Raw genomic sequence first — 23894 nt, 5'->3', positions numbered from 1 at the left:
GCGCTTGCCGAGTTCGACGACCTGCGCCTTGGCATTGTAGCCGTCGACGGGGTCGACCCAGACCTTGACGCGTATGCAGTCGACGCCGGCGGCGGCGAGGATCTTGATCGCGTCGCCCTTGCGGCCCTTGGCGTCGCGGTAGACCGCGCCGTAGTCCTCGTTCTTGATCAGGCCCGAGACGTCGGCGCCGCCGATGAAGCGGTCCTTGCCGGGCTTGTGCTTCTCGTCGCCGAGGGCCCCGGCGAGGGCCGGGGTGGCGGCGGCCGCGGCGGCGAGGCCGAGGGCTCCGGCTCCGGCGGCGGTGAGTGCGGTTCTGCGTTTCATGTCGCTCCAGTTGTGAGAGGGGATTCAGGGGCCGGCCCCTGCGATGGGTGAGGCCGGCCCCGACCGGGGGAGGTCCTAAAGCGTCCCGAGGGTCTTCAAAGCAGGGGTGACCTTCCAGGCGAAGTCGAACAGCGCCTGGTTCTCCCAGGCGTTGCCGCTGTTCGGGTCGGTGGGGTCCCAGCCGTTGCCGTCGACTGCGGTCCAGGTGGCCTCCCACCAGAACACGCCGCCGCCGCGGCCGTTCGGCACGTTCTTGACGACGTTGGCGATGGCGGTGAGCATGTTGGACTGCCCCGTGTAGCTGGAGGGGTAGCCCGACACGGGCGTCGAGGCGCTGACGAGGTTCGCGTAGCCGTCCCGGTCGCCGGGGTTGAAGGGGTAGGCGGTCTCGACGACGTACACGGGTTTGCCGTAGCGCGAGGCCATGTCGTTGAGGTTCGACTGGAGCCCGGAGAGCGAGCCGTGCCAGTACGGGTAGTACGAGGCGCCGATCGCGTCGAAGGGCACGCCGCGGCCCTTCATGGCGTCGAAGAACCAGCGGAACAGCGAGTTGTTGCCGCCTTCGGCGAGGTGCAGCATGACCTTGGTCGAGGAGGCGTTGTCGTAGACGGCGTCGGCGCCGGAGATGAGCAGCTGCGCGAGCTGGTCGAGCCGGTCGTAGCGGCCGTCGGGCCACAGCATCCCGCCGTTGAGCTCGTTGCCGACCTGCACCATCGCGGGGGTGACCCCGGCGGCCTTGAGGCCGCCGAGCACGTCGGCGGTGTGGTCGTAGACGGCGTCGCGGAGGGCGCTGAAGCCCAGGCCGGTCCAGGCGGCGGGCTTGGCCTGCTTGCCGGGGTCGGTCCAGAAGTCGGAGTAGTGGAAGTCGACCAGGACGTTCATCCCGGCCGCCTTGGCGCGGGCGGCGAGTTCGACCACCTGGGTCTTGGTGTTGTAGCCGTCGGCGGGGTCGACCCAGACCTTGAGCCGGACCCAGTTGACGCCGCTCTTGGAGAGGATCCAGATCGCGTCCTCGCGCCAGCCGTCGGTCCACATGTAGACCCCGCCGTAGTCCTCGGACTTGGCGAGGCTGGAGATGTCGGCGCCGCGCGCGAACGCGGTCTGCGCCTGGGCCGGGGTGGCCGCGGCGCCGGTGACCGCGGCGGCGGCGCCGATGGCGCCGGCCGCGGTGAGGGCGGTTCGTCTCTTCATTGAAACTGTCACTCCCTGTCAGTCTTGCAGGATGACGACCTCTCCGGCGCGTACCGGGACGCTGCCGTCGTGAACGGCGCCGGTGAGGACGTCGGTGCCCCGGAGGTCGGGGACGGTGACGTCCTGGTCGGTGTGGTTGATCAGGAAAATCATGGGTCCGCGGCGGACCAGCTCGACGTGCTCGGGGACGCCCGCGGGCCGCTCGACCCCGGCGGCGTCGAGCGCCGCGCGCAGCAGCACGTCGAGGCCGCCGCCCTCGTCGAGGGCGGTCGCGGCGTACCAGGCGGTGCCGCGGCCGAGGTCGTGGCGGGTGACGGCGGGGCGGCCGGCGTCGGGTCCGGCGGCGAACCGGGCGACGGCGCGGGCGCCGTCGAGCCGCAGGTGCTCCGACCAGATCCGGCCGCCCGCGCCGCCCTCCAGGCAGGGCCTGCCGCCGGCGTCGACCCCGGCGCCGGGGTCGGCCTCCAGGGCGAGGCGCTCGTCCTCGTGGAGGGGGTGGAACTCCTCTATCCACAGGCCGAGCGTGTCGCGCAGCGCGCCGGGGTGGGCCCCGGGGTGCACGGTGTCGTGCTCGTCGACGATCCCCGAGAAGTAGGAGACGACGAGGTGGCCGCCGTTCTCGACGTAGCCGCGCAGGTTCTTCGAGGCCGCGTCGCTGAGCGCGTAGGAGGAGGGCGCGACGACGAGCCGGTAGCCGGAGAGGTCGGCCTCGGGGTGGGCGAAGTCGACGGTGACGTGCTGCTTCCACAGGCTCGCGTAGTAGGCCTCGACGCGTTCGCGGAAGCGCAGGTCGACCGAGGGGCGCCATTCGAGTTCGAGCGCCCACCACGACTCCCAGTCCCACAGGACCGCCACGTCGGCGGCGACGTCGGCGCCGGTCACGCCCGAGAGGGCCTTGAGGTCGGCGCCGAGGGCGGCGACGTCGCGCCACACCTCGGTGTCGGTGCCGCCGTGGGGGAGCATCGCGGAGTGGAACTTCTCGGCGCCGGCCCGGGAGGCGCGCCACTGGAAGAACATGAGGCCGTCGGCGCCGCGCGCGAGGTGGGCGAGGGAGTTGCGGCGCAGCTCGCCGGGGGTCTTGGCGATGTTGCGCGGCTGCCAGTTCACCGCGGAGGTGGAGTGCTCCATGATCATCCACGGCCCGCCCGCGACCGAGCGGGTCAGGTCGGCGCTCATGGACAGTTCGATGTGGTGGTCCTCGCGCTCGGCGATGAGGTAGTGGTTGTTGGAGACGACGTCCACTTCGCCGGCCCAGCGCCAGTAGTCCATGCCCTCGCAGTTGGGGATCATGAAGTTCGTGGTCGCCGGAGCCTGGGAGTGGCGGGCGAGCAGGTCGCGCTGCATCGCGTAGTTGGCGATGTGGGCGTCGTTGGAGAACCGCTTCCAGTCGAGCTGGAGCGCGGGGTTGACGCCCGGCGGCGCGGCGGCGGGGGCCTCGACCTGGTCGAAGGACCGGTAGACCAGGCCCCAGAAGGCGGTGCCCCAGGCCTCGTTGAGGCGGTCGACGTCCTCGTACTGCTCGGCGAGCCAGCCCTGGAAGGCCCGAGTGGAGGCCGCGCAGTAGCACTCGACGTTGGCCCAGCCGTACTCGTTGTGCACGTGCCACATCTCGACGGCCGGGTGGTTCCCGTAGCGCACGGCGAGTTGCTCCACAATGGATGCACAGGCCTCGCGGTAGGCGGGGGCGGAGGGGCACACGCCGTGGCGCGAGCCGCCCGCGAGGGTGCGGCCGTCGGCGTCGACGAGCCGGATCTCGGGGTGCTCCTTGCGCAGCCACGCCGGGGGCGAGGAGGTGGGGGTGCCCATGTTGACGCCGATGCCGTGCTCGTGGAGCAGCGCGACGATCCCGTCGAGGCCGCTCCAGTCGTACTCGCCGCGGGCGGGCTCGATGATGCCCCAGTTGAAGACGCCGAGGCTGACGAGGTTGACGCCGGCCTCGTTCATGAGGCGCACGTCCTCCAGCCAGGTCTCCTCGGGCCACTGTTCGGGGTTGTAGTCGCCTCCGTAGCGAATGGTCTGCACCGCGTCTCCTGTGAGGTTCCTTGCACAAATGCCTGTGAACGTGCACAGTACTCCATGACCATCGCTCACGCAACCTGCACTGCACTCGGGAGCCGTTTCAAAATTGTGACCGTTCCCTTGAGAATTTTTGCCGCGTAAACGACCATTAGGTGCAAAACTTGGTTGCTAACCGAGGCGTGAGTCGCTAGATTCGTGTAAACGTTCACAGTCTGGAAGTGCGCTCCATTACAGCCAGCGCGACGCCGGACTCCCTCACCTGAGACAAGGACTTGACATGCGCAGCAATGGTGCTAACGCGGGACCCTCGATGAACCGGCGGAACCTCCTGGCGCTCGGCGGCGGCGTCGCCGCGGCCGGGACGCTCGCGGCCTGCGGCGGTCCCGAGGAGGAGGCCACCGAGGGCGGCGGCCTGGAATGGGACGCCGACGCCCGCCAGTACGTGATCGAGGAGGAGATCGCCTCCGGCGAGGTGCCCCTCAAGCTCTGGTTCGAGAACGAGGACCTCGCCAAGGCGCAGATCGAGGCGTTCAAGACCGCGTTCAAGGACGTCTACCCCGACATCCAGTTCGAGTACGAGCTCGTCGCCCAGAACGACGCCGTCGGCGAGATGTCCCTCGCGGGCGAGGCCGGCAACGGCGGCGACGTCTTCATGAGCTTCTACGACCAGGTCGCCCGCGCGATCGAAGAGGGCACCGCCGCGCCCCTCGGCGAGTACGAGACCGTCCTGAAGGAGCGCCTGGCCGAGAACTTCGTCAGCGCCGTCTCCGGCGAGGACGGCCAGATGTACGCCGTGCCCGTGACCACCGAGTCCATCGCGCTCATGTACAACAAGACCCTCCTCAAGACCATCACCGGCTCCGAGGAGCCCGCCGCGACCTGGGAGGACGTCAAGGCCGTCGCCGCCGAGTACAACGACCCGGCCGCGAACACCTGGACCATCCGCTGGGTGCCCGGCGAGATCTACTACTCCTACTCCGTCCTGTCCTCCATGGGCTGGCAGGCCTACCCGGGCGGTGACGTCGCGGCGCCCGGCTTCGACGACCCCGCCCTGGTCGAGGCCCTCGACTACTACAAGGGCCTGCGCGAGGTCTGGGACGTGCCCAGCGCCGACGCGACCGCCGAGACCGTCGAGGCCGAGTTCGCCTCGGGCGTCACCCCGTACATCATCACCGGCCCGTGGGCCTTCTCCGCCTTCAACACCGGCGCGGCCGACAACGGCTTCGAGTACGGCGTCACCACCATCCCCGCGGCCGCCTCGGGCGACCCGGCCTCCTCGTTCGCGGGCATGCACGTCATCGCCGTCTCCGCGTACACCAAGTACCCCGCCGCCGCCCGCGTCTTCGCGAACTTCCTCGCCTCCGACGCCGGCGCCGCCGCGCTCTACGCCACCACCGGCCAGATCCCCGCCCTCAACGCCGACCTCCTCGGGAGCATCTCCGGGCTCTCCGAGGACCCGCACGTCGCCGGGATCGTCGCCCAGTCCACGCAGGCCGACCTCTTCCCGCAGCTGCCGGAGTACTTCTGGTCCACGGCCAACGAGATGACCGTCGCCGTCTGGGACGACCTGTCCTCCTCCGCCGACGCGGCCTCGGCCGCCGTCGCCGGGTACGACGAGCTCGCCGGACTGTAGGGACGACACCGCTGATGAGCACCGCTCAGCGCAGCCTCCCCGCACCGGTGCCGGGCATCGCCTCGGCACTGGTGTGGGGGGCCGGCCAACTGATCAACCGCCAGGCGGGCAAGGCCGCCTTCTTCTTCGTCTTCTTCGCCGCACTCATCGGCTGGGAGATGGGGACCGGCAACTACTACGCCGGGATGGACTACACGCCGCGAAGCAACGGCGGGTTCTTCGTCAAGGGACTGTGGGGCCTGGTCACGCTCGGCACGCAGCCGCGCCAGATGACCGTCACCGGCCTCACCGACGGCGACAACTCGATCGTCCTCATGGCGAACGGGCTCATCAGCCTCCTCACGCTCGGGCTCCTGGCGATCGTGTGGGTCTGGAGCGTCCGCGACGCCGCCCGCTACCGCGCCGCGCTCAACGGCGGCGCCCCCCGCGAGACCTCCCGCGCCTACTTCCGGCGCCTGTGGGAGGGCTCGTTCGCCTACATCGTGCTCTCCCCGGGCCTGCTCCTCATCGTCTTCATGTCGGTCCTGCCGGTGCTCTTCGGCATCCTGGTGGCCTTCACCGACTACAACCGGGACAACCTCCCGCCCAAGAACCTCGTCAACTGGGTCGGCTTCGAGAACTTCGCGACGATCTTCGCCGTCCCCTCCTGGACTGCGACCTTCGTCGGCGTCCTCGGCTGGACCTTCGTGTGGGCCATCATCGCCACGTTCACCACCTACGCGGCCGGGTTCCTCCAGGCCGTGCTCCTGGCGAACAAGAAGGTCAAGTTCCCCCGCGTCTGGCGCTCGGTCTTCCTGCTCCCGTGGGCCGTCCCCGGCATCGTCTCGGCCCTGGTCTTCCGCTCCATGTTCAACGGCCAGTTCGGACCCATCAGCCAGTGGTTCATGGACGTCGGCCTCACCGACGAGCGCATCTACTGGTTCACCGACCCCTCGCATCCCAACCTCGCCCGCGCCGTCGCCCTCCTGGTCAACCTGTGGCTCGGCTTCCCGTTCTTCATGGCCCTCGTCGGCGGCGTCCTCACCAACATCCCCGACAGCTACTACGAGGCCGCCCGCATGGACGGCGCCGGCCCGCTCCAGCAGCTGCGCCACATCACCCTCCCGGTCGTGCACCGGACCGTCGCGCCCCTGCTCATCCTCGCGTTCGTCTCCAACTTCAACAACTTCGGCGTCATCTACTTCCTCACCCAGGGCGGCCCCGACAACGCCGACTACCGCTTCGCCGGGAGCACCGACCTGCTCATCACCTGGCTGTTCAACCTCACCCTCGACAACCGCCTCTACAACATCGGCGCCGTCATGAGCATGCTCATCTTCGTCATCGTCGGCACCATCTCGGTGTGGAACCTCAACCGCTCCAAAGCGATCAGGGAGCTGTGATCCAATGACCGCGCAACAGCCGCTCATCGCCCCCTCCCCGGACCCCGCGCCGCGGACCCGCAGGCGCCGCACCATGCCCAAGGCCGACCGCGTCGCCAGCGCCTTCCTCCACCTCGAACTGCTCGTCGTCGCCGTCATCGTGATCTTCCCGCTCATGTGGATCGTCGGCGCCTCATTCAGCCCCGGCACCGGCCTCGCCAACGCCAGCCCCATCCCCGAGGACGCCACCCTCGACCACTACGTCAGCCTCTTCACCGAGACCGACTACGGCCGCTGGTACCTCAACTCGCTGTACGTCGCCACCCTCAACATGATCGGCTCGGTCGTCCTGTCGGCCCTGTGCGGCTACGTGTTCTCCCGCATCAGGTTCAAGGGCCGCAAGGCCGGGCTCCTGGGCATCCTCATCCTCCAGATGTTCCCGACCTTCCTCACCGCCATCGCCGTCTACATGCTGTTCCTCAACTTCGGGCTGCTCGACTCCCTCACCGGCCTCGCCCTCGTGAGCATCGCCGCCGCCCTGCCCTACAACACCTGGCTCATGAAGGGCTACACCGACAACCTGCCCTCCAGCCTCGACGAGGCCGCCGCCATCGACGGCGCCAGCCGCTGGACCATCTTCATGAAGATCGTCCTGCCGCTCATGCGCCCCATGCTCACCTTCGTGGCGATCACGCAGTTCACCATGCCGTGGATGGACTTCATCCTCCCGCGGCTGCTGCTCCAGAGCCCCGAGAAGCAGACCGTGGCACTCGGCCTGTTCGCCATGATCGAGGACGTCTACCAGAACGCCTTCACGACCTTCGCCGCCGGCGCGGTCCTCCTGGCCGTCCCGATCACCATCCTCTACATCGTCCTCCAGCGCTACCTGGTGACCGGCGCGAGCGCCGGCGCCGAGAAGGGATAACGGAGCCATGACGACCACAGGAACGAGCGCGCACGGGCGCCTGCCCGTCCGCGGCGCCGACGTCTCCATGACCGCCGAGATCGAAGAGCGCGGCGCGGTCTTCAGATCCGACGGCACCGAGCGGGACCTCTTCGAACTCCTCGCCGAGAGCGGCGTCAACTGGACCCGCCTGCGGCTGTGGGTCGACCCCCGCGACGAGGCCGGCGAACCCTACATGGGCGGCACCAACGACCTCGAACGCACCATCGCGCTCGCCAGGCGCGCCAAGGCCGCCGGGCAGGCGCTCCTGCTCGACCTCCACTACTCCGACTTCTGGACCGACCCGAAAAAGCAGTCCACCCCGAAGGCCTGGCGTGGCCTCACCGGCGCCGGCCTCCAGGAGCGCGTCCACGACTGGACCGCCGAGGTCCTCGCGGCGCTGGCCGCCGCGGGCGCGGCCCCCGACATGGTCCAGGTCGGCAACGAGATCACCAACGGGATGCTGTGGCCCGAGGGCCGCACGCCGAAGTTCGACGACCGCGAGCGGCGCTTCGAGACGGCGGGGGAGGAGGCCGACGCGGCCGCCTACGACCGCCTGACCGGGCTGCTGCGGGCGGGCGCGCGGGCCGTGCGCGAGGCCGGGGACGCGAAGGTGATGATCCACCTCGACTTCGGCGGCGCGAACGAGCTGTACCGCGGCTGGTTCGACCGCATGGTCTCCCGCGACCTCGACTTCGACATCATCGGGCTCTCGTACTACCCGTACTGGCACGGGACCCTCAAGGAGCTGGCCGCCAACCTCGACGACATCGCCGCGCGCTACGGCAAGGACCTCGTGGTCGTCGAGACCGCGTACGCGTGGACCGGCGCCCAGCCCGAGGGCCACCACCAGGTCTTCCAGAGCGAGATGGCCGAGGTCGGCGGCTACCCGGCCTCCCCTGAGGGCCAGATCGCGTTCCTGCGCGACCTCTACTCGACGGTCGCGGCCGTCCCGGGCGGGCGCGGCCTGGGGATCGTGTACTGGGAGCCGGCCTGGCTGCCGGTGCACGGCACCACCTGGGCCTCGCGCGCGGGCATGGAGTACGGCGACGACGTCGTCGACGAGGCGGGCAACTCATGGGCGAACCAGGGGCTGTTCGACTTCGACGGGAACGCGCTGCCGTCGCTGCGGGCGCTCGGAGGCGCCTGACCGGGCAGTACCGGCGAGGAGGTCGCCGTCCCCTTGGGCGGCCTCCCCGCGCCGCCGCCCCTCGGCGGGACCGGCCGCTGGGCGGCCGGGGGCGATAATGAGTGCGACACAAGGGAGAGCTGAGCAACTTGGCACGGAAACGACCGACGATCCACGACGTCGCCGAGGCCGCGGGGGTCTCGCGCGGCACGGTCTCGCGGGTCCTCAACGGCAAGTCGAACGTCTCGCTGTCCGCCGAGACGGCGGTGCGGCGGGCGGTCGCGGAGACCGGATACGTCGTCAACCGGGCCGCGCGGAGCCTCGTGACGAGCCGGACCGGCTCGATCGTCATGGTGCTCTCCGAGCCCCAGGAGCGCCTGTTCGAGGACCCGAACTTCTCGGTCCTCATGCGGGTCGCCACGAACCAGCTCGCCGACCTCGACATGTCCCTGGTGCTCATGATCGCCGGGGACGACGGCGGGCGCGAGCGCGTCGCCCGCTACCTGCGCGGCGGCCACGCCGACGGGGCGCTCCTGGTCTCCACGCACGCGGGCGACCCGCTGCTGGAGGAGATCGAGCGCGCGGGCGTCCCGGCCGTGGCCTGCGGCGCGGTGCTCGGCCGCGAGTCGGTCATCCCCTACGCCGCTGCCGACGACCGCGGCGGGGCCCGCGCCATGACCGAGTACCTGGTCCAGCAGGGCCGCAAGAAGATCGGCATGATCACCGGCCCGCTCGACACGCCAGGCGGGTCGCTGCGCCTGGAGGGCTTCACGAGCGTGCTCGGCCGCAAGGCCGGCAAGCAGATGATCGTCCACGGCGACTACACGCAGGCCGGCGGCGAGGCCGCGATGGAGCGGCTGCTCGCCACCGTGCCCGACCTCGACGCGGTGTTCGTGGCCTCGGACCTCATGGCCGCCGGGGCGCTCCAGGCGCTGCACGCCGCCGGGCGCCGCGTGCCCGAGGACGTGGCGGTCGGCGGCTTCGACGACTCCGCGATCGCCTCGGCGACCCGCCCCGCCCTCACCACCGTGCGCCAGCCGCTCGCCCAGGTCGCCGAGGAGACGGTCCGCCTCCTCATCGCCCTGCTGGACGAGCGGGAGGCGGACCCGGTGGTGCTCCCGACCGACCTGGTCGTGCGCGGGAGCGCTTGAGCGCCTAAGCGAACGCGTCGACGCCGGTGGCTTCGGCCGAGTACTTCCACAGCCGCTCGGCGCTGTCGGGGTCGATCGCGTACGCGCGCACACCCTCCCCTTCGGTGACGATGTCGGCGACGTCGCAGTCCTGGAGGTAGACCCCGCCTTCGCCGTCGAGGAGCGGCGAGGTCACGGCCCAGGTCTGGGTCGCGGCGCCCTGCTCGGTGGTCTTGAAGTAGTCGGCGGGGTTGCCCTCCTCGTCCATCCATCCGGCCGCCAGCATCTCCTCGCGCGGCAGGTGCCGCTGGAGCGGCGTGAGGATCGCCCCGGGGTGCAGCGCGAACGCGCGCACGCCGCGGTCCGCGGCGAGGCGGTCGAGGTGGACGGCGAAGAGCACGTTGGCGGTCTTGGACTGCGAGTAAGCCGTCCACCGCTCGTACCCGCCCTCGAAGTGCATGTCGTCCCAGCGGATGTCGGAGCCGCCGTGGCCGCCCGAGGAGACCGAGGCGAGGCGCGCGCCCTCGGCCAGGAGCGGGAAGATCCGGTTCACGAGCGCGAAGTGCCCGAGGTGGTTGACCGCGAACTGGAGTTCCCAGCCGGGGCCCACGCGGGTCTCGGGGCAGGCCATGACGCCCGCGCTGTCGATCATGTAGTGGTAGCGCTCCCCGATGGCGAGTCGCCGTTCGGCGAAGGACTTGACGCTCGCGAGGTCGGCGAGGTCGAGTTCGTCCACGGTGACCCCTTCGATCCCCGCCAGCGCCTTCGCGGCGACCTCGGGCCGCCGCGCGGGCACCAGGACCCGCGCCCCGGCGGCCGCCAGTGCGCGTGTCGTCTCCAGGCCGATCCCGGAGTACCCGCCGGTGACGAGCGCGGACTTCCCAGAGAGGTCCAGGCCCGCAAGGACATCGGTGGCAGTAGAGGAGGCGTCGAATCCTGAGTGGATAGATTGCTGCTTCGTTGTCATGGGCAGAACTGTAGGACCTGGAGTGCACTCCAAGGCAAATCCCGAGTTCAGCGGCGGTCAGCAGGTCGAGTGGAAGAGCCCGCCCACCGGTTCCTCTGCGATGAGCGCGTTGTAGATCCGCACGGCCTCGCGCGTCTCGGCGACGCGGAAGGGGACCGCGAGCTCTTCGAGGAGCGCGAAGGTCTCGTCGGCGACGCCCAGTTGCAGGTCCATGCCCTGCGAGAGCACCACGGTCCGCGCCCCGCGGTCGAGGAGGTATCGCACGTCCGCCGGGAGGATGCCGGGCCGGTGGTGCGTGCCCGACTCGGTCCAGTCCCACTCCCGCCCGCCGCCGGGGTGGAGCATGAAGTCCCTTCCGGAGCCGAGTCCCGCGACTTCCATGGCGCCCCATGCGATCGCGAGGATCCTCGGTGAGAGTTCGGGGTTCGTCACGACCGCATCCTACCGCCGCCGCGCGCGACCTGGGAGGATCGAGGTCCGGTACCCGTCCCCTTGGAGCCGCCCCGTGAGCACCCCTTTGATGCGCGCCGTCCGCTACGACCGCTATGGTCCGCCCGAGGTCATGGGAGTTCGCGAGATTCCCAGGCCCGTGCCGGGCGTCGGGGAGGGGCTGGTGCGCGTCCATGCGACCGGCGTCAACGCGGTGGAGGCGCGCGTGCGGGCCGGGGGACTGCGGGTGCTCACCGGGCGCGGGTTCCCGCGGCCGGTCGGCGCGGACTTCGCCGGGCGGATCGCCGAGATCGGCCCCGGCGGGGACCCCGGCCTGGTCGGGCGGGCCGTCTGGGGCGCCCTCGACCCGCTCAAGAGCGGCGCCACCCAGGAGTACCTGGCCGTGGGCGCCGACTCGTACGCCGAAGCGCCCTCGGGCCTCGACCTCGTGGAGGCCGCCGCGCTCCCCACGGCGGGCATCACCGCCGAACTCATGCTCGACACCGTGAACCTCCGCGAAGGCGAACGGGCGCTCGTGGTCGGCGCGAGCGGCGGCGTCGGCAACGCCGCCCTCCAGCTCGCCGCCGCGCGCGGCGCGCACGTGGCCGCCGTCTGCGGCTGCGTGAACCTCGACTTCTGCCGCGAGTGGGGCGCCGCCGAGGCCTACGCGCACGAGGACGGCCTCGATGCCGACCCGTTCGACGCGATCCTCGACGTCCACGGAACCGGCCTCCGGTCCCTCCGGCGGCGACTTCGCCCCGGCGGGCGCATCGTCACCGTGGCCGCCAAGGGGATCGGCGCCGTCGTCGCCTCGGCGCTCACTCCCGGGCCGCGGATCGCGATGGTCCAGACCCGGACCACGCGTGCCCGCCTCGAACGCCTCACCGAGCTGGTCGAACGGGGCGAACTGCGCCCCGCCGTCGACCGCGTCTACGACATGGAGGGCCTCCCCGAGGCCCACGCCGCCATCGCCACCGGCCACAGCCGCGGCAAACGCGTCATCCGCGTCGCGTCCGAGGAGTCCTGAGGGCGGGCGAACGCGTCCGCCCGCCGTGCGGGGCGGCGGTCGTGGACACCGCCGCCCGTTCCTAGACCGGCCGGACCGCCGCCGGGCGCGGTTCGGGCACGTTCGCCGCGAGCGCCAAGACGCAACCGGCCGCCAAGGCGATGAGGCCCACGGTCGCCACGATCTCGCCGAGCCCGAAGGCGTCGGCGGGCAGTTCCGCGCTGATGCGCAGGTCGCCGCCGTACAGGAGCATGGCCCCGGCGAAGCCGCCGAAGGCCCACACCATCCGGGCCTCGTGGCTGCGCCACGCGAAGTACAGGGCGCACCATACGACCAGGAGCGGCACGAGCGTCAGCGACAGCCCGTAGGCGCCCCGGTCGGCGTCGACGGCGTCGACCGCGCCGAGGTGCAGGTAGTCGACCGCGGCGCCCGCGTCGGGGTCGAGCCACGGCATGAACATCGAGACGGCCACGAGCACCGAGCCGCCGAGGGCGACGAGACCGCCGGCGCGGGAACACCGGGTCGAGGGCGTGCGCTCCATCTTCCACCTCCAGGTGAGTACCGCTGATCTCTCAAGGGCACCACCGCGGGAGGCCCGCGTCAACGACCTTGACGGGTTCTTGACACCGATGTGGTGACGCCCGCGCCCGGGGCGCGCGGCGCCCTGCGGCACCCGTCGAAGCCGTCGTCGTGCAGGCGGCCCCAGGAGACCCCGGCCGCCGTCAGGAGCGCGTCGAGCGATGCGGCCCCGTGCTCGCGGTGCTCGGCCACGAGCACTTGCGCGGCGGCCCGCGCGTCCGCCTCGGCCCGGTGGTGGTCGCCGAAGGCGATCCCGGCCGCCCGCGCCACGCGCGGCAGCGTGTACGAGTCGAGGGTCCACGTCTGGCGGGCGATGACGAGCGTGCACGCGTACCGCAGCCGCGGCGGGGCGATGCCGACCGCGCTGTTCGCCCCGCGGATCACGGAGGTGTCGAACGCGGCGTTGTGCGCCACGACCGGCGACTCGCCGATGAACTCCCGCAGCTGCGACCACACGACCGGCCACCTGGGCGCGCGCGTGACGTCGGTGCGCCGGATGCCGTGGATCGCGGTGTTGCGCGCCTCGAACCGGTCGTGCCCGTCGGGCGGGCGGATGAGGGTCGCGAACGAGCCGCGCTCCTCGCCGCCGCTGACGCGCACCGCCGCGACCGAGCACGCGCTCGCGCGGCTGCCGTTCGCCGTCTCGAAGTCGATCGCCACCCAGGAGTCCACAGGCCCGCCCTTCACCGTCCGCCGCCGCGACGGTAGCAGAGCGCTCAGGCCCGTTCGGCCGCGAGCGCGACGAGGCGCGCGTGCGCGTACTCGCAGACGACGGCGTGCCGGTAGACCGCGCGCGGCACGTCGGTGTTCGAGTCGGCGCGCACCGACAGGTCCCCGTTGAGCCAGCGCAGGAACGTCGGGTCGCCGGTGAGGTCGGCCAGGAGGCACAGGATCGAGTCGTCGAACCGCATGGAGTGCACGGCCCTGCGGTACTCGTCGGGCGTCAGGCACGCGGCGAACGGCAGGTTCATGAGGCACAGCGCGGTCTGGATGTCGAGCCGCATGAGGCGCCGCCGCCCCCGCTCGGGATCCAGCGGCGGGATGTCGAGGCCGGAGAAGTCGAGCGGGCCGGTCCGGGCCATGTCCAGGGCGGCGAGGACGTCGTAGACGTTGACGTCGTGCTCGATCACGGCGTTGTCGCCCAGGCCCGCGAGCGTGGTGGGGCGCAGCGTGACCGGGTCGATCGGCGTGGCGGTGTTGCGGACGATGAAGTTGAGCAGGTTCGTCTCGACCACGAAGTGGCGGATGAGCAGTTCGACGGCGAGCGGGTCGACGAAGCGGCGCAGGAACCAGATGCAGAGCCGGTCCATGAGCCGGTGGGCGGTCCAGCGCACCGGCGTCAGGCGCTTGAGGGCGACGATCACGAGCGCGAGGACCCGCGAGACTGGCCGGGCGACCGGGTAGAGCCAGGTGCGGGTCCAGCGGCGCTGGTCGTCGGCGATCATCCGGGCGGTCTCGCGGTCGAGCGGGATCGCCGGGTCGGCGACGACGGCCTCCCACATCGAAGGGTCGGGTTCAGACATTGTCGAGCTCTTCGAGCTGGAGTGCGTACAGGCGGGCGACGACCTTGGCGGTCTTGACGATCGCGTCGGCGGCGGCCGCGTCGATCCACGGCTGGGCGAGGATCGCCTGGAGGTTCGCGAAGTGGTCGTCGTCGGCCTCGCCGTGGTAGGCGAGGAAGCTGACCTGGTCGTCGGCCAGGCCCAGGACCTCCCTGAACCGGGCCGCCCACCCGGCGGCCTTGCCGGTGCCGAGGCCTTCGATGATGAACATGGCGCCGAGGAGCCCGACCGGGTCGGGCTGGCTCGCGGTGTGGAACATGTACGCCGACAGCGCCTCCGAGCCGATGTTCTTCTCTCCCGCGCGGATGTCCTCCATGGACCCGCCACAGGCGGCGTAGTTGCGTTCCAGAAGCATGAAGTCGCGGTGCTCCTCGGCGGCGTGGCCGATCGCGGCGCTGCGCAGGTCGAACAGGTCCACCGAGAAGTTCGAGGCGGCCCGCGAGATCCAGCGGGCGCCGTCGGCGACCTGCTGGCGCAGGTTGAACAGCAGCCGCCGGTAGTCCTCGATCGTCACGGTCCCCTCCGCGAGGCGCCGCATGACCGGGACCTCGTCGAGCCGCTCCTCGAAGTCGCCCCACACCGCCTCCAGGCGGGCGTTCACGTCCCCGGAGTCGGTAGCCACGGCCCGCCGCGGCGCGGGCGTGTACCGCACCGGCGCCTCGGCCTCCTCGGCGTCCACGCACGTCAGGTGCGCGAACCCGAACGTGAACCGCCCCGATTCGGGGACGGCCAGCAGCACCGTCTGCCCCGGCTCGAACCGCCCGGTGCGCCAGCACTCCTCCAACGCGATGAAGATCGAGGCGGCCCCGGTGTTGCCCTTCGTCTCCAGGTTGGAGAACCACCGGTCGGTGTCCAGCGCCCCGCCCGAGGCCTCGCCGAGCCGCTCGAACACGATGTCGCGGAACGCGTTCGTCGAGTAGTGGCACAGCACGTGGTCGAGCCGCTTGAGGTCCACCAGGCCCTCGCGGGTGAGCGACTGGAACTCGCGCAGTCCCGCCTCGGCGAGGTCTCCGAGCGCGCTCGTGTCCTGGCGCAGCAGCATCATCCCGGCCTGTTCGGCGGCCGCGGCGCCGCCGAGGTCCTGCCAGGTCCGCCCGGCCTGCGGCGCGGCCCCGTCGTCCATGCCCGCCCTCATGCACACCGCGTGCTCGTGGGCGAGCGACACCGTCCGCACCCAGTCCACGCGCAGCGACGGCCGGTCCGCGCGCGGCCGGTCCTCGACCAGGACCGCCCCGGCCCCGTCGGAGAGCATCCACCGCAGGAAGTGCGCGTCGCCGTCCCCGCCCGAGCCGTTGAACCGCGAGCCGCGCAGCCACCGGCTCGACAGCTCGCTGCCGACCACCGCGGCGCGGCGCCGGTCGCCCAGGCGCACCTTCGCCACGGCAGCGTCCAGCGCCGCCAGGCTCGACGCGCACACGCCCGCGGCCGAGAGCAGCTGCATCGGCCCGCCGCCGACGCGGCCGTGGACCATCGAGGCGAACCCCGGCACCAGCAGGTCGCCCTGCGTCGTCGCGGTCGCGAGCATGTCCAGGTCGGCGGCGCTCGCGCCCCGGTCCGCGAGGGCCGCGCCGACCGCGGCCGCCGCCAGCTCCTCGTTCAGCTCCGTGGTCCGGCCCTTCGCGTCGATCGCGTAATGGCGCCCGACGATGCCGTTGGCGGCCAGGACGCGGCGGCGCAGCCGGTCGCCGCGCGGGTCGACCCCGCCGAGACGGGCGGCGATCTCGTCGTTGCCGACCGGATCGCCGGGGAGGTACGCGCCGGCGGCGGTGATGTAGGCGTTCATGCCTCCATTCGATCACCAGTCCGAGCCTCCCGCAACGCCTCGGCACGACCCGTCCACACCCGACCCGGCCGGTGCCCGCTCCTCTGGAACGCGGAAACTACAGTGGCCCCATGTCCTTCAGCAACCCCCGGCCCGCCTCGATCAGCATCGACTTCGGCACCTCGCACACCGTCGCAACCATCCGCCGCGCCGACGGGCGGGTCCACCAGCAGCTGTTCGACGGCTCGCCGCAACTGCCCTCCGCGGTCTTCATGAACGACGACGGCGGCCCCGTCGTCGGCGCCGACGCCGTCCACTCCGGACGCCGCAAGCCCGAACGGTACGAGCCCAACCCCAAACGGCGCATCGACGACGCCGCGATCCTCCTCGGCGAGACCGAGATCCCCGTGACCAGCGTCTTCGCCGCCGTCCTCAGCCGCGTCGCCCGCGAGTGCACCCAGACCCTCGGCTCGCTCGGACCCGTCACCGTCACCGTCCCCGCCGCCTGGGGCCCCACCCGCCGCCACGTCATCGCCGACGCCGCCTCGGCCGCCGGCCTCGGCCGCGTCGACCTCGTCGCCGAACCCGTCGCCGCCGCCAGCTACTTCGTCCAGACCCTCGGCACCAACGTCCCGCCCGGAGGCGGCGTCGTCGTCTACGACCTCGGCGGCGGCACCTTCGACGCCACCGTCCTGCGCCAGGGCCCGAACGGCTTCGACGTCATCGCCGTCGACGGCGCCGACGACCTCGGCGGCCTCGACTTCGACCAGGCCCTCGCCGAGCACCTCGCCTCCAGCGTCCAGCCCGACGACGAGCGCTGGCAGCGGCTCACCGCCCCGACCGACACCGCCGACCTGCGCCACCGCGCCGCCTTCATGGACGAGGTCCGCCAGGCCAAGGAGCGCCTCTCTCGCAGCGCCTCGACCGAGCTGACCATCCCGCTCCTCGACGTCGACGCCCACCTCACCCGCGACGAGGTCGAGCAGGTCTGCGCGCCCCTGGTCATGCGCACCGTCCGCGTCACCCAAGGCGTCATCCGCGAGTCCGGCCTCGCCAAAGAGCAGGTCGCCGCGGTCTTCCTCGTCGGCGCCGCCAGCCGGATGCCGCTCGTGGCGACCCTCCTGCACCGCGAGCTCGGCCTCGCCCCGGCCGCGATCGAGCAGCCCGAACTCGCCGTCTCCGAAGGCGGCCTCGTCGCCAGGCACACCGTCAGCTCGCCCGCCCCGGTCCCCAGCCCGGCCCTCCCGCCGCAGACCGCCGCGACCCCGCAGCCCGCCCCGGTCCTCCCGCCCGCCCCGGCCCCGACCAGCCAGACCATGCAGCTGCCGAGCCCGTCCCAGCCACGGGCCCAGACCCAGTCCCAGCCGACCCCGCAGGCGGTCTCCGCCCCGCCGCCCGGCCCGATGACCCAGCCCCACCCGACCTCGCCGGTCCAGCAGAGCCACATGACCGGCCCCATGCAGCCGCCCCACCAGACCGGCCCGATCCCGGGCGGTCCCCAGCCGCCCGCCGAGAACGGCCCCTGGATCAAGTCCAAGGCGGGCGTCATCACCCTCGCTACGGTCGCGATCGTCATCGTCATCGCGTTCGCCGCAATCGCCATCCCCGTGGCCCTCAGCGGACGCGACGACGGCGACGGCAACGGCGCCAACGAACAGGACATCACCGAAACCGCCGCCGACGACGGCGCCGAGACCGCCGGCGAAGAAGGCGAGGACAGCGCCGGACCCGCGGGCGCCGGCGACGACAGCGCCTTCGTGCCCCTCGCCGAAGCCGTGCAGGGCGACCTCGTCGCCGCCGTCAACAGCGCCCACGTCGGCGGAGTCAACCAGGTCCGCACCGGCTTCATCGACGGCGTCCCCGTGGCAGTCAGCGGCGGCGAAGACGGGCTCGTCCGCGTCTGGGACCTCGCCACCGGCAAGGACATCGCGACCTTCCGAGGCCACGACGAGGCCATCGACCACCTCTCCGTCTTCGAGTTCGAAGGCCGCTCCGTGGTCTTCTCCCGCGACTACTCCACCGAGGCCGTCTGGTACCTCGACGACCCCGAGAACCCCATCGTCACCCGCGAGACCAGCTGGAACGACGTCTACTGGGCCGGCGTCCAGGGCGACATCCCCGTATACATCTCCGGCAGCGACACGATCCAGCTGTTCAACGGCGAACCCATCGCCGACATCAGCCTCGCCTACAGCGACTCCAGCGTCCTGACCGAACTCGACGGCACCCTCCGACAGACCGGCGTCTACGAGAGCCGCGTCTTCGTGGCCGACCTCGAAACCGGCGAGACCGTCGGCAGCACCTTCGACCAACTCGGCAGCGACGTCTACGCCTACACCGCGGGCACCGCCGCAGGGAAGGCCCTCGGCGTCACCGTCACCTCCGAAGGCTCCGTGCAGGCCTGGGACCTCGCCACCGCCGAGCCCTACGGCACCGCCGGCATCGAGCTCTACCAGGCCGCGACCAGCGTGATCCTGACCGAACTCGACGGCAAGGCCGTCGCGCTCGTCCGCGGCGACAAGGGCCTGAGCCTGTTCGACCTCGAAACCGGCGAGCAGATCGGCGAGGCCTTCGCCCCGCACTCCGGCGACGAGGCCCTCACGACCGCCGCCGTCGCCGAGATCGACGGCCACCCCGTCGTCGTCACCGGCACCGCCACCGGCCTCGTTGAGGTCTGGAGCCTGTGAGACCCGATCGCCGCGCCGGCCCCGCCGGCGCGGCGATCACACCGGCCCCTCGCACACCACCCGCCGGACCGCCTGGGCCACAATGAGAACGTGAACGACACCCGGATCGAAGCCGCCCCGCCCGCCGATCCGCCCCGACCCGGCCGCCGCGCCCTCTGGTCCGCCGTCGCCGCACTCCTCGGCGCCACCCTCTTCTGGGCCGGCAACTACGTCATCGGCGCGATCGCCGTCGCGACCATCGACCCGCTCTCGCTCACCCTCCTGCGCTGGAGCCTCGCCCTCGTGCCGCTCGTGGTGATCGCCCTCGCCACCGAGCGCCCCGACCCGCGCGCGGTCCTGCGCGCCTGGCCCTGGCTCCTCGCCCTCAGCGTCCTGGGGATGCTCGCCTACAACCTCTTCCTCTACGCCGCGCTCGAACACACCGACGCCTTCAGCGCCTCCCTCGTCAACGCCTTCAACCCCGCCATGATCACCCTCGCCGCCGCAGTGTTCCTCCGTGAACGACTCACGCCCCTCGCCGTCGGCGGCGTCGCCCTCGCACTACTCGGCGTCCTCATAGTCCTCGGCGACGGCGACCCGCGCACCCTCCTCGACTCCGGCTTCGGCACCGGCTTCGGCACCGGCGAACTCCTCATGATCGGCGCCATCGCCGCCTGGACCGCCTACACCGTCATCGGACGCCGCGCCCCGCGCCTGCCCCCGGTCACCGCCACCGCCGCGCAGGCCGCCCTCGCCGTCGTCCTCCTCGCCCCGATCAGCCTCGCCACCGGCGGCCCCGCCCTGCCCGGCACGGGCACCGCGCTGGCCTCGCTGCTGTTCATCGCGGTGTTCCCGTCGGTGCTCTCGTACCTGCTGTGGAACCGGGCCCTGACCGTGATCCCGCCGGGCCGCGCGGGCGTGTTCCTCAACCTCATCACCGTGTTCACCGCGGCGTTCACGATCCTGGCCGGGCAGGCGTACACCGCGGCCCAGGTGGCGGGCGGGCTGACGGTGATCGTCGGCGTCGTCCTCGCCAACGCCCGCGCCCTGCGCCGCACCCGGGCCGCCCGGGGAGCGGCTCAGCCCTCCGAGGCTTCGTAGGCCTTTCGCACGCGCACGGGCGCCTTGATGAGCCACGCGTCCTCGACCAGCTCTGCGAGCCGCACCTCGTCGATCCGGTCGAGGTGCACCAGCACCATCGGATAGCCGTCGTAGTGCGCGGTGGTGAAGAACGCCGGGTCCTTCGACGCGAGCAGCGCGGCCTTCTCGCCCGGATCGCACACGATCGCGAGCCCGCCCTCGGCCTCGGTGCGCAGCCGCGCGAAGAACTTGCCCTTCACCTTCAGCGACGGCGTCTGCCAGCTGGTGGTCTCCTCGACCTCCGGAAAGCGCCTGGCGATCGCCACCACGTCGTCCCATGTCGGCATGTGTGCTCCTCTCGACCCCACGATCGTCCCTCGCGGGTCCGACAACCGGGCCGGTTCCGCCGCGGCGGAAGGAGGCGGGCCCGCCCCGCCTCCTCCGAACCTCAGCCGCGCGGCGGCGGCTCCTCCTCGCCCCCGAACGCCGCCGGGCCGGGAGGGCCGACCGGGCCCGCCTGCTGGAGGACCGGAGCGGCCGGGAACGGGAACCTCGCGGGCGCCGGGTCGGCGCGCAGACGCTCCCTGCGGCGACGCGAGAGCCGGATCGGCACGACGATCGCGGCGGCCACGAGCGCGGCGATCGGGAGGAACGGCAGCAGCACGCCGAGGACCACCGACACGGCGACGAGCACGTTCAGCGCGCCCCCGGTCCCGGCCACCAGGCCGTCCCAGAAGTTCTCCGGCCCCTGGTAGCCCGCGGGCTCCGGTTCGGCCTCGGTCGCGGGCGGCGCGGTCACCGTGAACTCGATGGTGGAGAAGGCGACCCGGTCCTGGAGGTCGGCCAGCTGCGACTCCAGCGCGGCTAGGTCGCCCTCGCGGTTCGCCAGCTCCGTCTCCAGGTCCAGGATCGCCTGCACCGAGTCGGCCTCGGCCAGCAGCTCCCGGACTCGTTCGACGCTCGCCCGCTTGGTCTCGATGTGGGAGGCCAGGTCCACGGCCGCCTCGGTGACGTCCTCGGTGGTCACGGTCCGGTCCAGCTCGTCGTCGGCCAGCGCGACCAGCGCGTCCATCGCCTCGGCGAACGAGGCCGAGGGGATGCGCAGGACCATTCGGGCGCTCGAGGAGGCGGTCTCCTCGTCGCCGGTGCGCTCGCGCCGGTCCTCGGTGACGAAGCCGCCGAGGGACTCGGTGAGGTCCCAGGCGTCCTCGGCGACCTTCTCGGGGTCCTCGTCGCGGACGCCGAGGGTCGCCTCGTAGATGACGGCGCGCTCCTCGGCGGGGACCTGGGCGTCGGCGGGGGCGTTCGTCTCGACGGCGCCCTGCTCGTCCGCCGCCTCGGGCGCGGCCTCGCCGCCGCCGTCGCCGGCCGAGGAGGAGCAGCCCGCCAGGAGCAGTGCGGCCGAAACGGCCACAATGGATTTTCTGAACAGCCTCATGCATTGCCTCGCAAGGGGTGGGAAGGGTCGGGGGTGCGCGAGTACTCGTTCTCGTCAATGATGGGCCGCGAGCGTAACGACGGGGATACAGACGACTATCGATCGGATCAGGACCGCGGTCCGCTCCCGCCGCGAGCGGGTATTATTGCCATGAACTTGCAATAGTGGTGCGGCTTCGGCCGATGCGAACGGGGGAGCGGCAGTGGCGGACGAGCGGCAACCGGGGGCGGGCGGCGAGGCGCGCCTGATCGTCCACTACGGCGACCCGGTCCTGCACCGGCCCTGCGCCCCGGTCGAGGAGTTCGGCCCGGACCTCGCGAAGCTCGTCGAGGACATGTTCGCGAGCATGTACGCCGCGAACGGGGTCGGCCTGGCCGCCAACCAGCTCGGGATCGGCTCCCGCGTGTTCGTGCTCGACTGCGAGGACGCCGACGGCGAACGTACCGTCGCCGCCCTCGTCAACCCCGTCCTCGTGCTGCCCGAGCCGCCGCGCGAGCTCATGGTGGGCTCCGAGGGCTGCCTCTCGGTGCCCGGCTCCTTCGAGGAGACCCCCCGCGCGGCCACGGCCGTCGTGGAGGGCTTCGACCCCGCGGGCCGCCCGATCCGCATCGAGGGCACCGGCACCCTCGCCCGCTGCCTCCAGCACGAGACCGACCACCTCGACGGGACCCTCTACGTCGACCGCCTCCCGCGCAAGGCCCGCAACCGGGCGCTCGCGGGCGCCGGCCTGCGCTGAATCGGGCCTCTGGCACCATGTGCCACATGGATTACGAGGCTTTGAAGCAGGATCTGCGCCGCGCCTACGACGCCGACGCGGAGGCCCGCGGGGCGATGGACGACGCCGAGTGGAAGCCGGTGGAGCGGGCGCGCTTCATCGACCGCCTGCGCGAGGCGGGCGCGGTCCGCCTGCTGGAGATCGGCGCGGGCCACGGCGTGAGCGGGCGCCGCTTCGCCGACGAGGGCTTCGAGGTGACCTGCGTCGACCTCTCCCCGGAGCTGGTGGCGCTGTGCTGTGCCAAGGGACTGGACGCCCGGGTCATGGACTTCGCCGACCTCGACTTCCCCGACGGCTCCTTCGACGCGGTCTGGGGCATGAACTGCCTCCTGCACGTCCCGCGCGCCGCCCTGCCGGGCGTGCTCGACGAGGTGCGCCGCGTCCTCGCCCCGGGCGGGCTGTTCTACTGGGGCCAGTACGGCGGCCAGGACCACGAAGGGATCTGGGAGACCGACCGGTACGAGCCCAAGCGGTTCTTCTCCTTCTTCACCGCCGACCGCATCCAGGCGATCGCGGCCGAGCGCTTCGACACCGTCGAGGTGACCCTCACTGCCCTGGACAGCGCGATCGACCAGTACCAGGGACTCATCCTGAAGCGGCGCTGACCGCCCAGGAGGCCGCGACATCGGTTCGGAGTCGTCTGGGCCGCAGCGGGACGGCGTACGATCTGACGTCCCGACGAGCGAAGGAGCGCCATGGAAGCCGACCGGAACGCACCGCAACACGCCGACCTCGCCGACCTGGAGGCGGCCGTGGGCCTCGCCCGGCTCGCGGGGATGCTCCGTGCCGAGGCCGCGAACGGCCTGTACTGGGGCGCCGAGCCGGAGGAGGGAGCGCGCCTGCGGCGCCTGCGCGTGCACGCCGCGGCGCTCATGGCCGAGGTCGACCACCGCTCCAGTGCCGAGATCCTCGCGATCTTCGAAGGCGACACCGTGCTGCGGACACCCTTGCCCGGCACGGAGTTCCGCATCGTCTGCGGTGACGGGACGCGGATCGTGCACCGCAAGCGCCTCGGCGAGCGCACCCTCGGGAGCAGGGTCGCGGCGGTCGCCGCCGCACTGGGCGCCGAGGTCCCGGAGGGGCCGTTCGCGATCGCCGACACCGACCTGTGCAACCTGCCGTGCCCGCACACCTACCTGCTCGTCTACGAGTTCGCGACCGCACTCGACGGCGGGGCCGTCACGGCCCTCCTCGAACCCGGCGACCCCGACCTGGAGGGCTACCTCCTGGAACTGGCCCCCGAGGCCAGTGCGGTCCGATTGGAGCGCAAGCCGCTGCGCGTCTCGGCGGCGGTGCGGGAGATCCTCGCCGAGGTCGCCGCCCTCGCCGCGGAGGCCCTTGAGACGGTCGACAGCCCGTACGGACTCGAACGGCGAGAGCGCATCTCGGCGCTGTGCGAGCACACCGAGGCGGCCGAGGTGGCGTACCCGCGGATCGACTGCGGGGACCTCGCGGCGCCGTGCGTCTCGACCGGCGCTGACGCGGCGGTCTTCGACGACGAGGGACGGCTCCTGGTCATCCGCCGCACCGACACCGGCCAGTGGGCCGTACCCGGCGGCATGGCCGAGGTCGGCGAGCCGGTCGGCATGTCGGCCGTGCGCGAGGCGGCCGAGGAGACCGGCCTGGACGTCGAGCTGACGAGCCTGTCGTGGGCGTTCGACAAGCGCGACACGAACCTGGGCGATTCGCGGGCGCCGATGATCATGAGCTTCACGGCCCGCAGGATCGACGTGGACCAGCCGATCCGGCTGGCCGAGCTCGAAGCCTCGGACCACCGCTGGGTCACGCGCGAAGAGGCCGCGGAACTGGACCTGTTCCGCGGCCACGAGCTGCGGGTGCCCGCCGCCTTCGCCCGTCACGTGCCCCGCGGCTGGCCGAAGCGCCCTCTCGGGTGAGACCG

22 protein-coding genes are annotated in these 23894 nt (G+C 72.0%); 11 read left to right on the top strand and 11 right to left on the bottom strand.

What is annotated here, in order from left to right; translation table 11 throughout:
* The 3 genes from E9998_RS20205 to E9998_RS20195 form a co-directional block, all read right to left on the bottom strand.
* Positions 1-324: glycosyl hydrolase 53 family protein (locus E9998_RS20205; RefSeq protein WP_192907127.1), on the bottom strand; the 324-nt coding region annotated here is incomplete at its 3' end.
* Between the two features lie 75 nt (positions 325-399).
* Positions 400-1515 (bottom strand): glycoside hydrolase family 53 protein, encoded by a 1116-nt coding sequence (locus E9998_RS20200; RefSeq protein WP_136531499.1) that lies wholly within the window; start codon positions 1513-1515, stop codon positions 400-402.
* A gap of 18 nt (positions 1516-1533) precedes the next feature.
* Positions 1534-3537, bottom strand: coding sequence for a beta-galactosidase (locus tag E9998_RS20195; RefSeq protein WP_204745560.1), 2004 nt, complete (start codon positions 3535-3537; stop codon positions 1534-1536).
* Positions 3538-3811: 274 nt separating this feature from the next.
* Between E9998_RS20195 and E9998_RS20190 the strand changes: the two genes are divergently transcribed.
* From E9998_RS20190 to E9998_RS20170, 5 genes are all read left to right on the top strand, one after another.
* A complete protein-coding gene (locus E9998_RS20190; protein ID WP_136531498.1) occupies positions 3812-5167 on the top strand; it encodes an extracellular solute-binding protein in 1356 nt (451 codons plus the stop codon).
* A gap of 14 nt (positions 5168-5181) precedes the next feature.
* Positions 5182-6549 (top strand): carbohydrate ABC transporter permease, encoded by a 1368-nt coding sequence (locus E9998_RS20185; protein WP_136531497.1) that lies wholly within the window; start codon positions 5182-5184, stop codon positions 6547-6549.
* A 4-nt stretch (positions 6550-6553) separates the two neighbouring features.
* The gene (locus E9998_RS20180) at positions 6554-7453 is read left to right on the top strand and encodes a sugar ABC transporter permease (RefSeq protein WP_204745559.1); all 900 of its coding nucleotides are present in this window, start codon (positions 6554-6556) and stop codon (positions 7451-7453) included.
* Positions 7454-7460: 7 nt separating this feature from the next.
* A complete protein-coding gene (locus tag E9998_RS20175; protein WP_136531496.1) occupies positions 7461-8621 on the top strand; it encodes a glycoside hydrolase family 53 protein in 1161 nt (386 codons plus the stop codon).
* Between the two features lie 128 nt (positions 8622-8749).
* Complete coding sequence (locus E9998_RS20170) at positions 8750-9751, top strand: LacI family DNA-binding transcriptional regulator (protein ID WP_240037690.1); 1002 nt, start codon at positions 8750-8752, stop codon at positions 9749-9751.
* Between the two features lie 4 nt (positions 9752-9755).
* Here E9998_RS20170 and E9998_RS20165 read toward each other — a convergent pair whose 3' ends face one another.
* A complete protein-coding gene (locus E9998_RS20165) occupies positions 9756-10697 on the bottom strand; it encodes an SDR family NAD(P)-dependent oxidoreductase (protein ID WP_136531495.1) in 942 nt (313 codons plus the stop codon).
* A gap of 57 nt (positions 10698-10754) precedes the next feature.
* Complete coding sequence (locus E9998_RS20160; RefSeq protein ID WP_204745558.1) at positions 10755-11129, bottom strand: MTH938/NDUFAF3 family protein; 375 nt, start codon at positions 11127-11129, stop codon at positions 10755-10757.
* Between the two features lie 73 nt (positions 11130-11202).
* On the opposite strand from E9998_RS20160, the gene E9998_RS20155 reads away from it, so the two are divergent.
* Positions 11203-12153 carry an NAD(P)-dependent alcohol dehydrogenase gene (locus E9998_RS20155; RefSeq protein WP_158299899.1) on the top strand — a complete coding sequence of 317 codons (951 nt, stop codon included), beginning with the start codon at positions 11203-11205 and terminating at the stop codon, positions 12151-12153.
* 61 nt (positions 12154-12214) lie between these two features.
* Here E9998_RS20155 and E9998_RS20150 read toward each other — a convergent pair whose 3' ends face one another.
* From E9998_RS20150 to E9998_RS20140, 4 genes are read right to left on the bottom strand one after another with little or no spacing between them, the layout of a single operon-like run.
* Positions 12215-12673, bottom strand: a complete 459-nt coding sequence (locus tag E9998_RS20150; protein ID WP_136531492.1) for a hypothetical protein — start codon at positions 12671-12673, stop codon at positions 12215-12217.
* Between the two features lie 59 nt (positions 12674-12732).
* Positions 12733-13383, bottom strand: coding sequence for an exonuclease domain-containing protein (locus E9998_RS20145; protein ID WP_158299898.1), 651 nt, complete (start codon positions 13381-13383; stop codon positions 12733-12735).
* A gap of 44 nt (positions 13384-13427) precedes the next feature.
* The gene (locus tag E9998_RS25515; RefSeq protein WP_158299897.1) at positions 13428-14234 is read right to left on the bottom strand and encodes a DUF6999 family protein; all 807 of its coding nucleotides are present in this window, start codon (positions 14232-14234) and stop codon (positions 13428-13430) included.
* Positions 14227-16056 (bottom strand): 3-oxoacyl-[acyl-carrier-protein] synthase III C-terminal domain-containing protein, encoded by a 1830-nt coding sequence (locus E9998_RS20140; protein WP_136531490.1) that lies wholly within the window; start codon positions 16054-16056, stop codon positions 14227-14229. Before E9998_RS20140 ends, E9998_RS25515 begins: the two co-directional genes overlap by 8 nt.
* A 110-nt stretch (positions 16057-16166) precedes the next feature.
* On the opposite strand from E9998_RS20140, the gene E9998_RS20135 reads away from it, so the two are divergent.
* Together E9998_RS20135 and E9998_RS20130 are read left to right on the top strand one after the other, a co-directional pair.
* Positions 16167-18722 (top strand): Hsp70 family protein, encoded by a 2556-nt coding sequence (locus E9998_RS20135; protein WP_136531489.1) that lies wholly within the window; start codon positions 16167-16169, stop codon positions 18720-18722.
* Positions 18723-18812: 90 nt separating this feature from the next.
* Positions 18813-19802: a DMT family transporter gene (locus tag E9998_RS20130; protein WP_204745557.1), complete on the top strand. Its 990-nt coding sequence runs from the start codon at positions 18813-18815 to the stop codon at positions 19800-19802.
* Here E9998_RS20130 and E9998_RS20125 read toward each other — a convergent pair.
* Both E9998_RS20125 and E9998_RS20120 read right to left on the bottom strand, forming a co-directional pair.
* Complete coding sequence (locus E9998_RS20125) at positions 19781-20128, bottom strand: MmcQ/YjbR family DNA-binding protein (RefSeq protein WP_136531488.1); 348 nt, start codon at positions 20126-20128, stop codon at positions 19781-19783. The genes E9998_RS20130 and E9998_RS20125 overlap by 22 nt on opposite strands.
* A 101-nt stretch (positions 20129-20229) precedes the next feature.
* Positions 20230-21219: a DUF4349 domain-containing protein gene (locus E9998_RS20120; protein ID WP_136531487.1), complete on the bottom strand. Its 990-nt coding sequence runs from the start codon at positions 21217-21219 to the stop codon at positions 20230-20232.
* A 202-nt stretch (positions 21220-21421) separates the two neighbouring features.
* On the opposite strand from E9998_RS20120, the gene def reads away from it, so the two are divergent.
* From def to E9998_RS20105, 3 genes are all read left to right on the top strand, one after another.
* Positions 21422-21955 (top strand): peptide deformylase, encoded by a 534-nt coding sequence (gene def / locus E9998_RS20115; protein WP_136531486.1) that lies wholly within the window; start codon positions 21422-21424, stop codon positions 21953-21955.
* Between the two features lie 26 nt (positions 21956-21981).
* The gene (locus tag E9998_RS20110) at positions 21982-22599 is read left to right on the top strand and encodes a class I SAM-dependent methyltransferase (RefSeq protein ID WP_192907126.1); all 618 of its coding nucleotides are present in this window, start codon (positions 21982-21984) and stop codon (positions 22597-22599) included.
* Between the two features lie 90 nt (positions 22600-22689).
* Complete coding sequence (locus E9998_RS20105; RefSeq protein WP_136531484.1) at positions 22690-23889, top strand: NUDIX hydrolase; 1200 nt, start codon at positions 22690-22692, stop codon at positions 23887-23889.
* Positions 23890-23894 lie beyond the last annotated feature (5 nt).

This window comes from Glycomyces paridis (genome assembly GCF_004912155.1).
GTDB lineage: Bacteria > Actinomycetota > Actinomycetes > Mycobacteriales > Micromonosporaceae > Glycomyces > Glycomyces paridis.
The sequence above is the reverse complement of the archived record's forward strand: the minus strand, read 5'-3'. Positions and strand labels throughout refer to the sequence as shown.

Bases quoted from the DNA above. Each gene is read 5' to 3' on its own strand.
- E9998_RS20150 (WP_136531492.1), bottom strand. From the start codon at position 12,673: ATGGAGCGCACGCCCTCGACCCGGTGTTCCCGCGCCGGCGGTCTCGTC.
- E9998_RS25515 (WP_158299897.1), bottom strand. From the start codon at position 14,234: ATGTCTGAACCCGACCCTTCGATGTGGGAGGCCGTCGTCGCCGACCCG.
- E9998_RS20185 (WP_136531497.1), top strand. From the start codon at position 5,182: ATGAGCACCGCTCAGCGCAGCCTCCCCGCACCGGTGCCGGGCATCGCC.
- E9998_RS20200 (WP_136531499.1), bottom strand. From the start codon at position 1,515: ATGAAGAGACGAACCGCCCTCACCGCGGCCGGCGCCATCGGCGCCGCC.
- E9998_RS20190 (WP_136531498.1), top strand. From the start codon at position 3,812: ATGCGCAGCAATGGTGCTAACGCGGGACCCTCGATGAACCGGCGGAAC.
- E9998_RS20135 (WP_136531489.1), top strand. From the start codon at position 16,167: ATGTCCTTCAGCAACCCCCGGCCCGCCTCGATCAGCATCGACTTCGGC.
- E9998_RS20110 (WP_192907126.1), top strand. From the start codon at position 21,982: ATGGATTACGAGGCTTTGAAGCAGGATCTGCGCCGCGCCTACGACGCC.
- E9998_RS20140 (WP_136531490.1), bottom strand. From the start codon at position 16,056: ATGAACGCCTACATCACCGCCGCCGGCGCGTACCTCCCCGGCGATCCG.
- E9998_RS20105 (WP_136531484.1), top strand. From the start codon at position 22,690: ATGGAAGCCGACCGGAACGCACCGCAACACGCCGACCTCGCCGACCTG.
- E9998_RS20165 (WP_136531495.1), bottom strand. From the start codon at position 10,697: ATGACAACGAAGCAGCAATCTATCCACTCAGGATTCGACGCCTCCTCT.
- E9998_RS20125 (WP_136531488.1), bottom strand. From the start codon at position 20,128: ATGCCGACATGGGACGACGTGGTGGCGATCGCCAGGCGCTTTCCGGAG.
- E9998_RS20175 (WP_136531496.1), top strand. From the start codon at position 7,461: ATGACGACCACAGGAACGAGCGCGCACGGGCGCCTGCCCGTCCGCGGC.
- E9998_RS20180 (WP_204745559.1), top strand. From the start codon at position 6,554: ATGACCGCGCAACAGCCGCTCATCGCCCCCTCCCCGGACCCCGCGCCG.
- E9998_RS20120 (WP_136531487.1), bottom strand. From the start codon at position 21,219: ATGAGGCTGTTCAGAAAATCCATTGTGGCCGTTTCGGCCGCACTGCTC.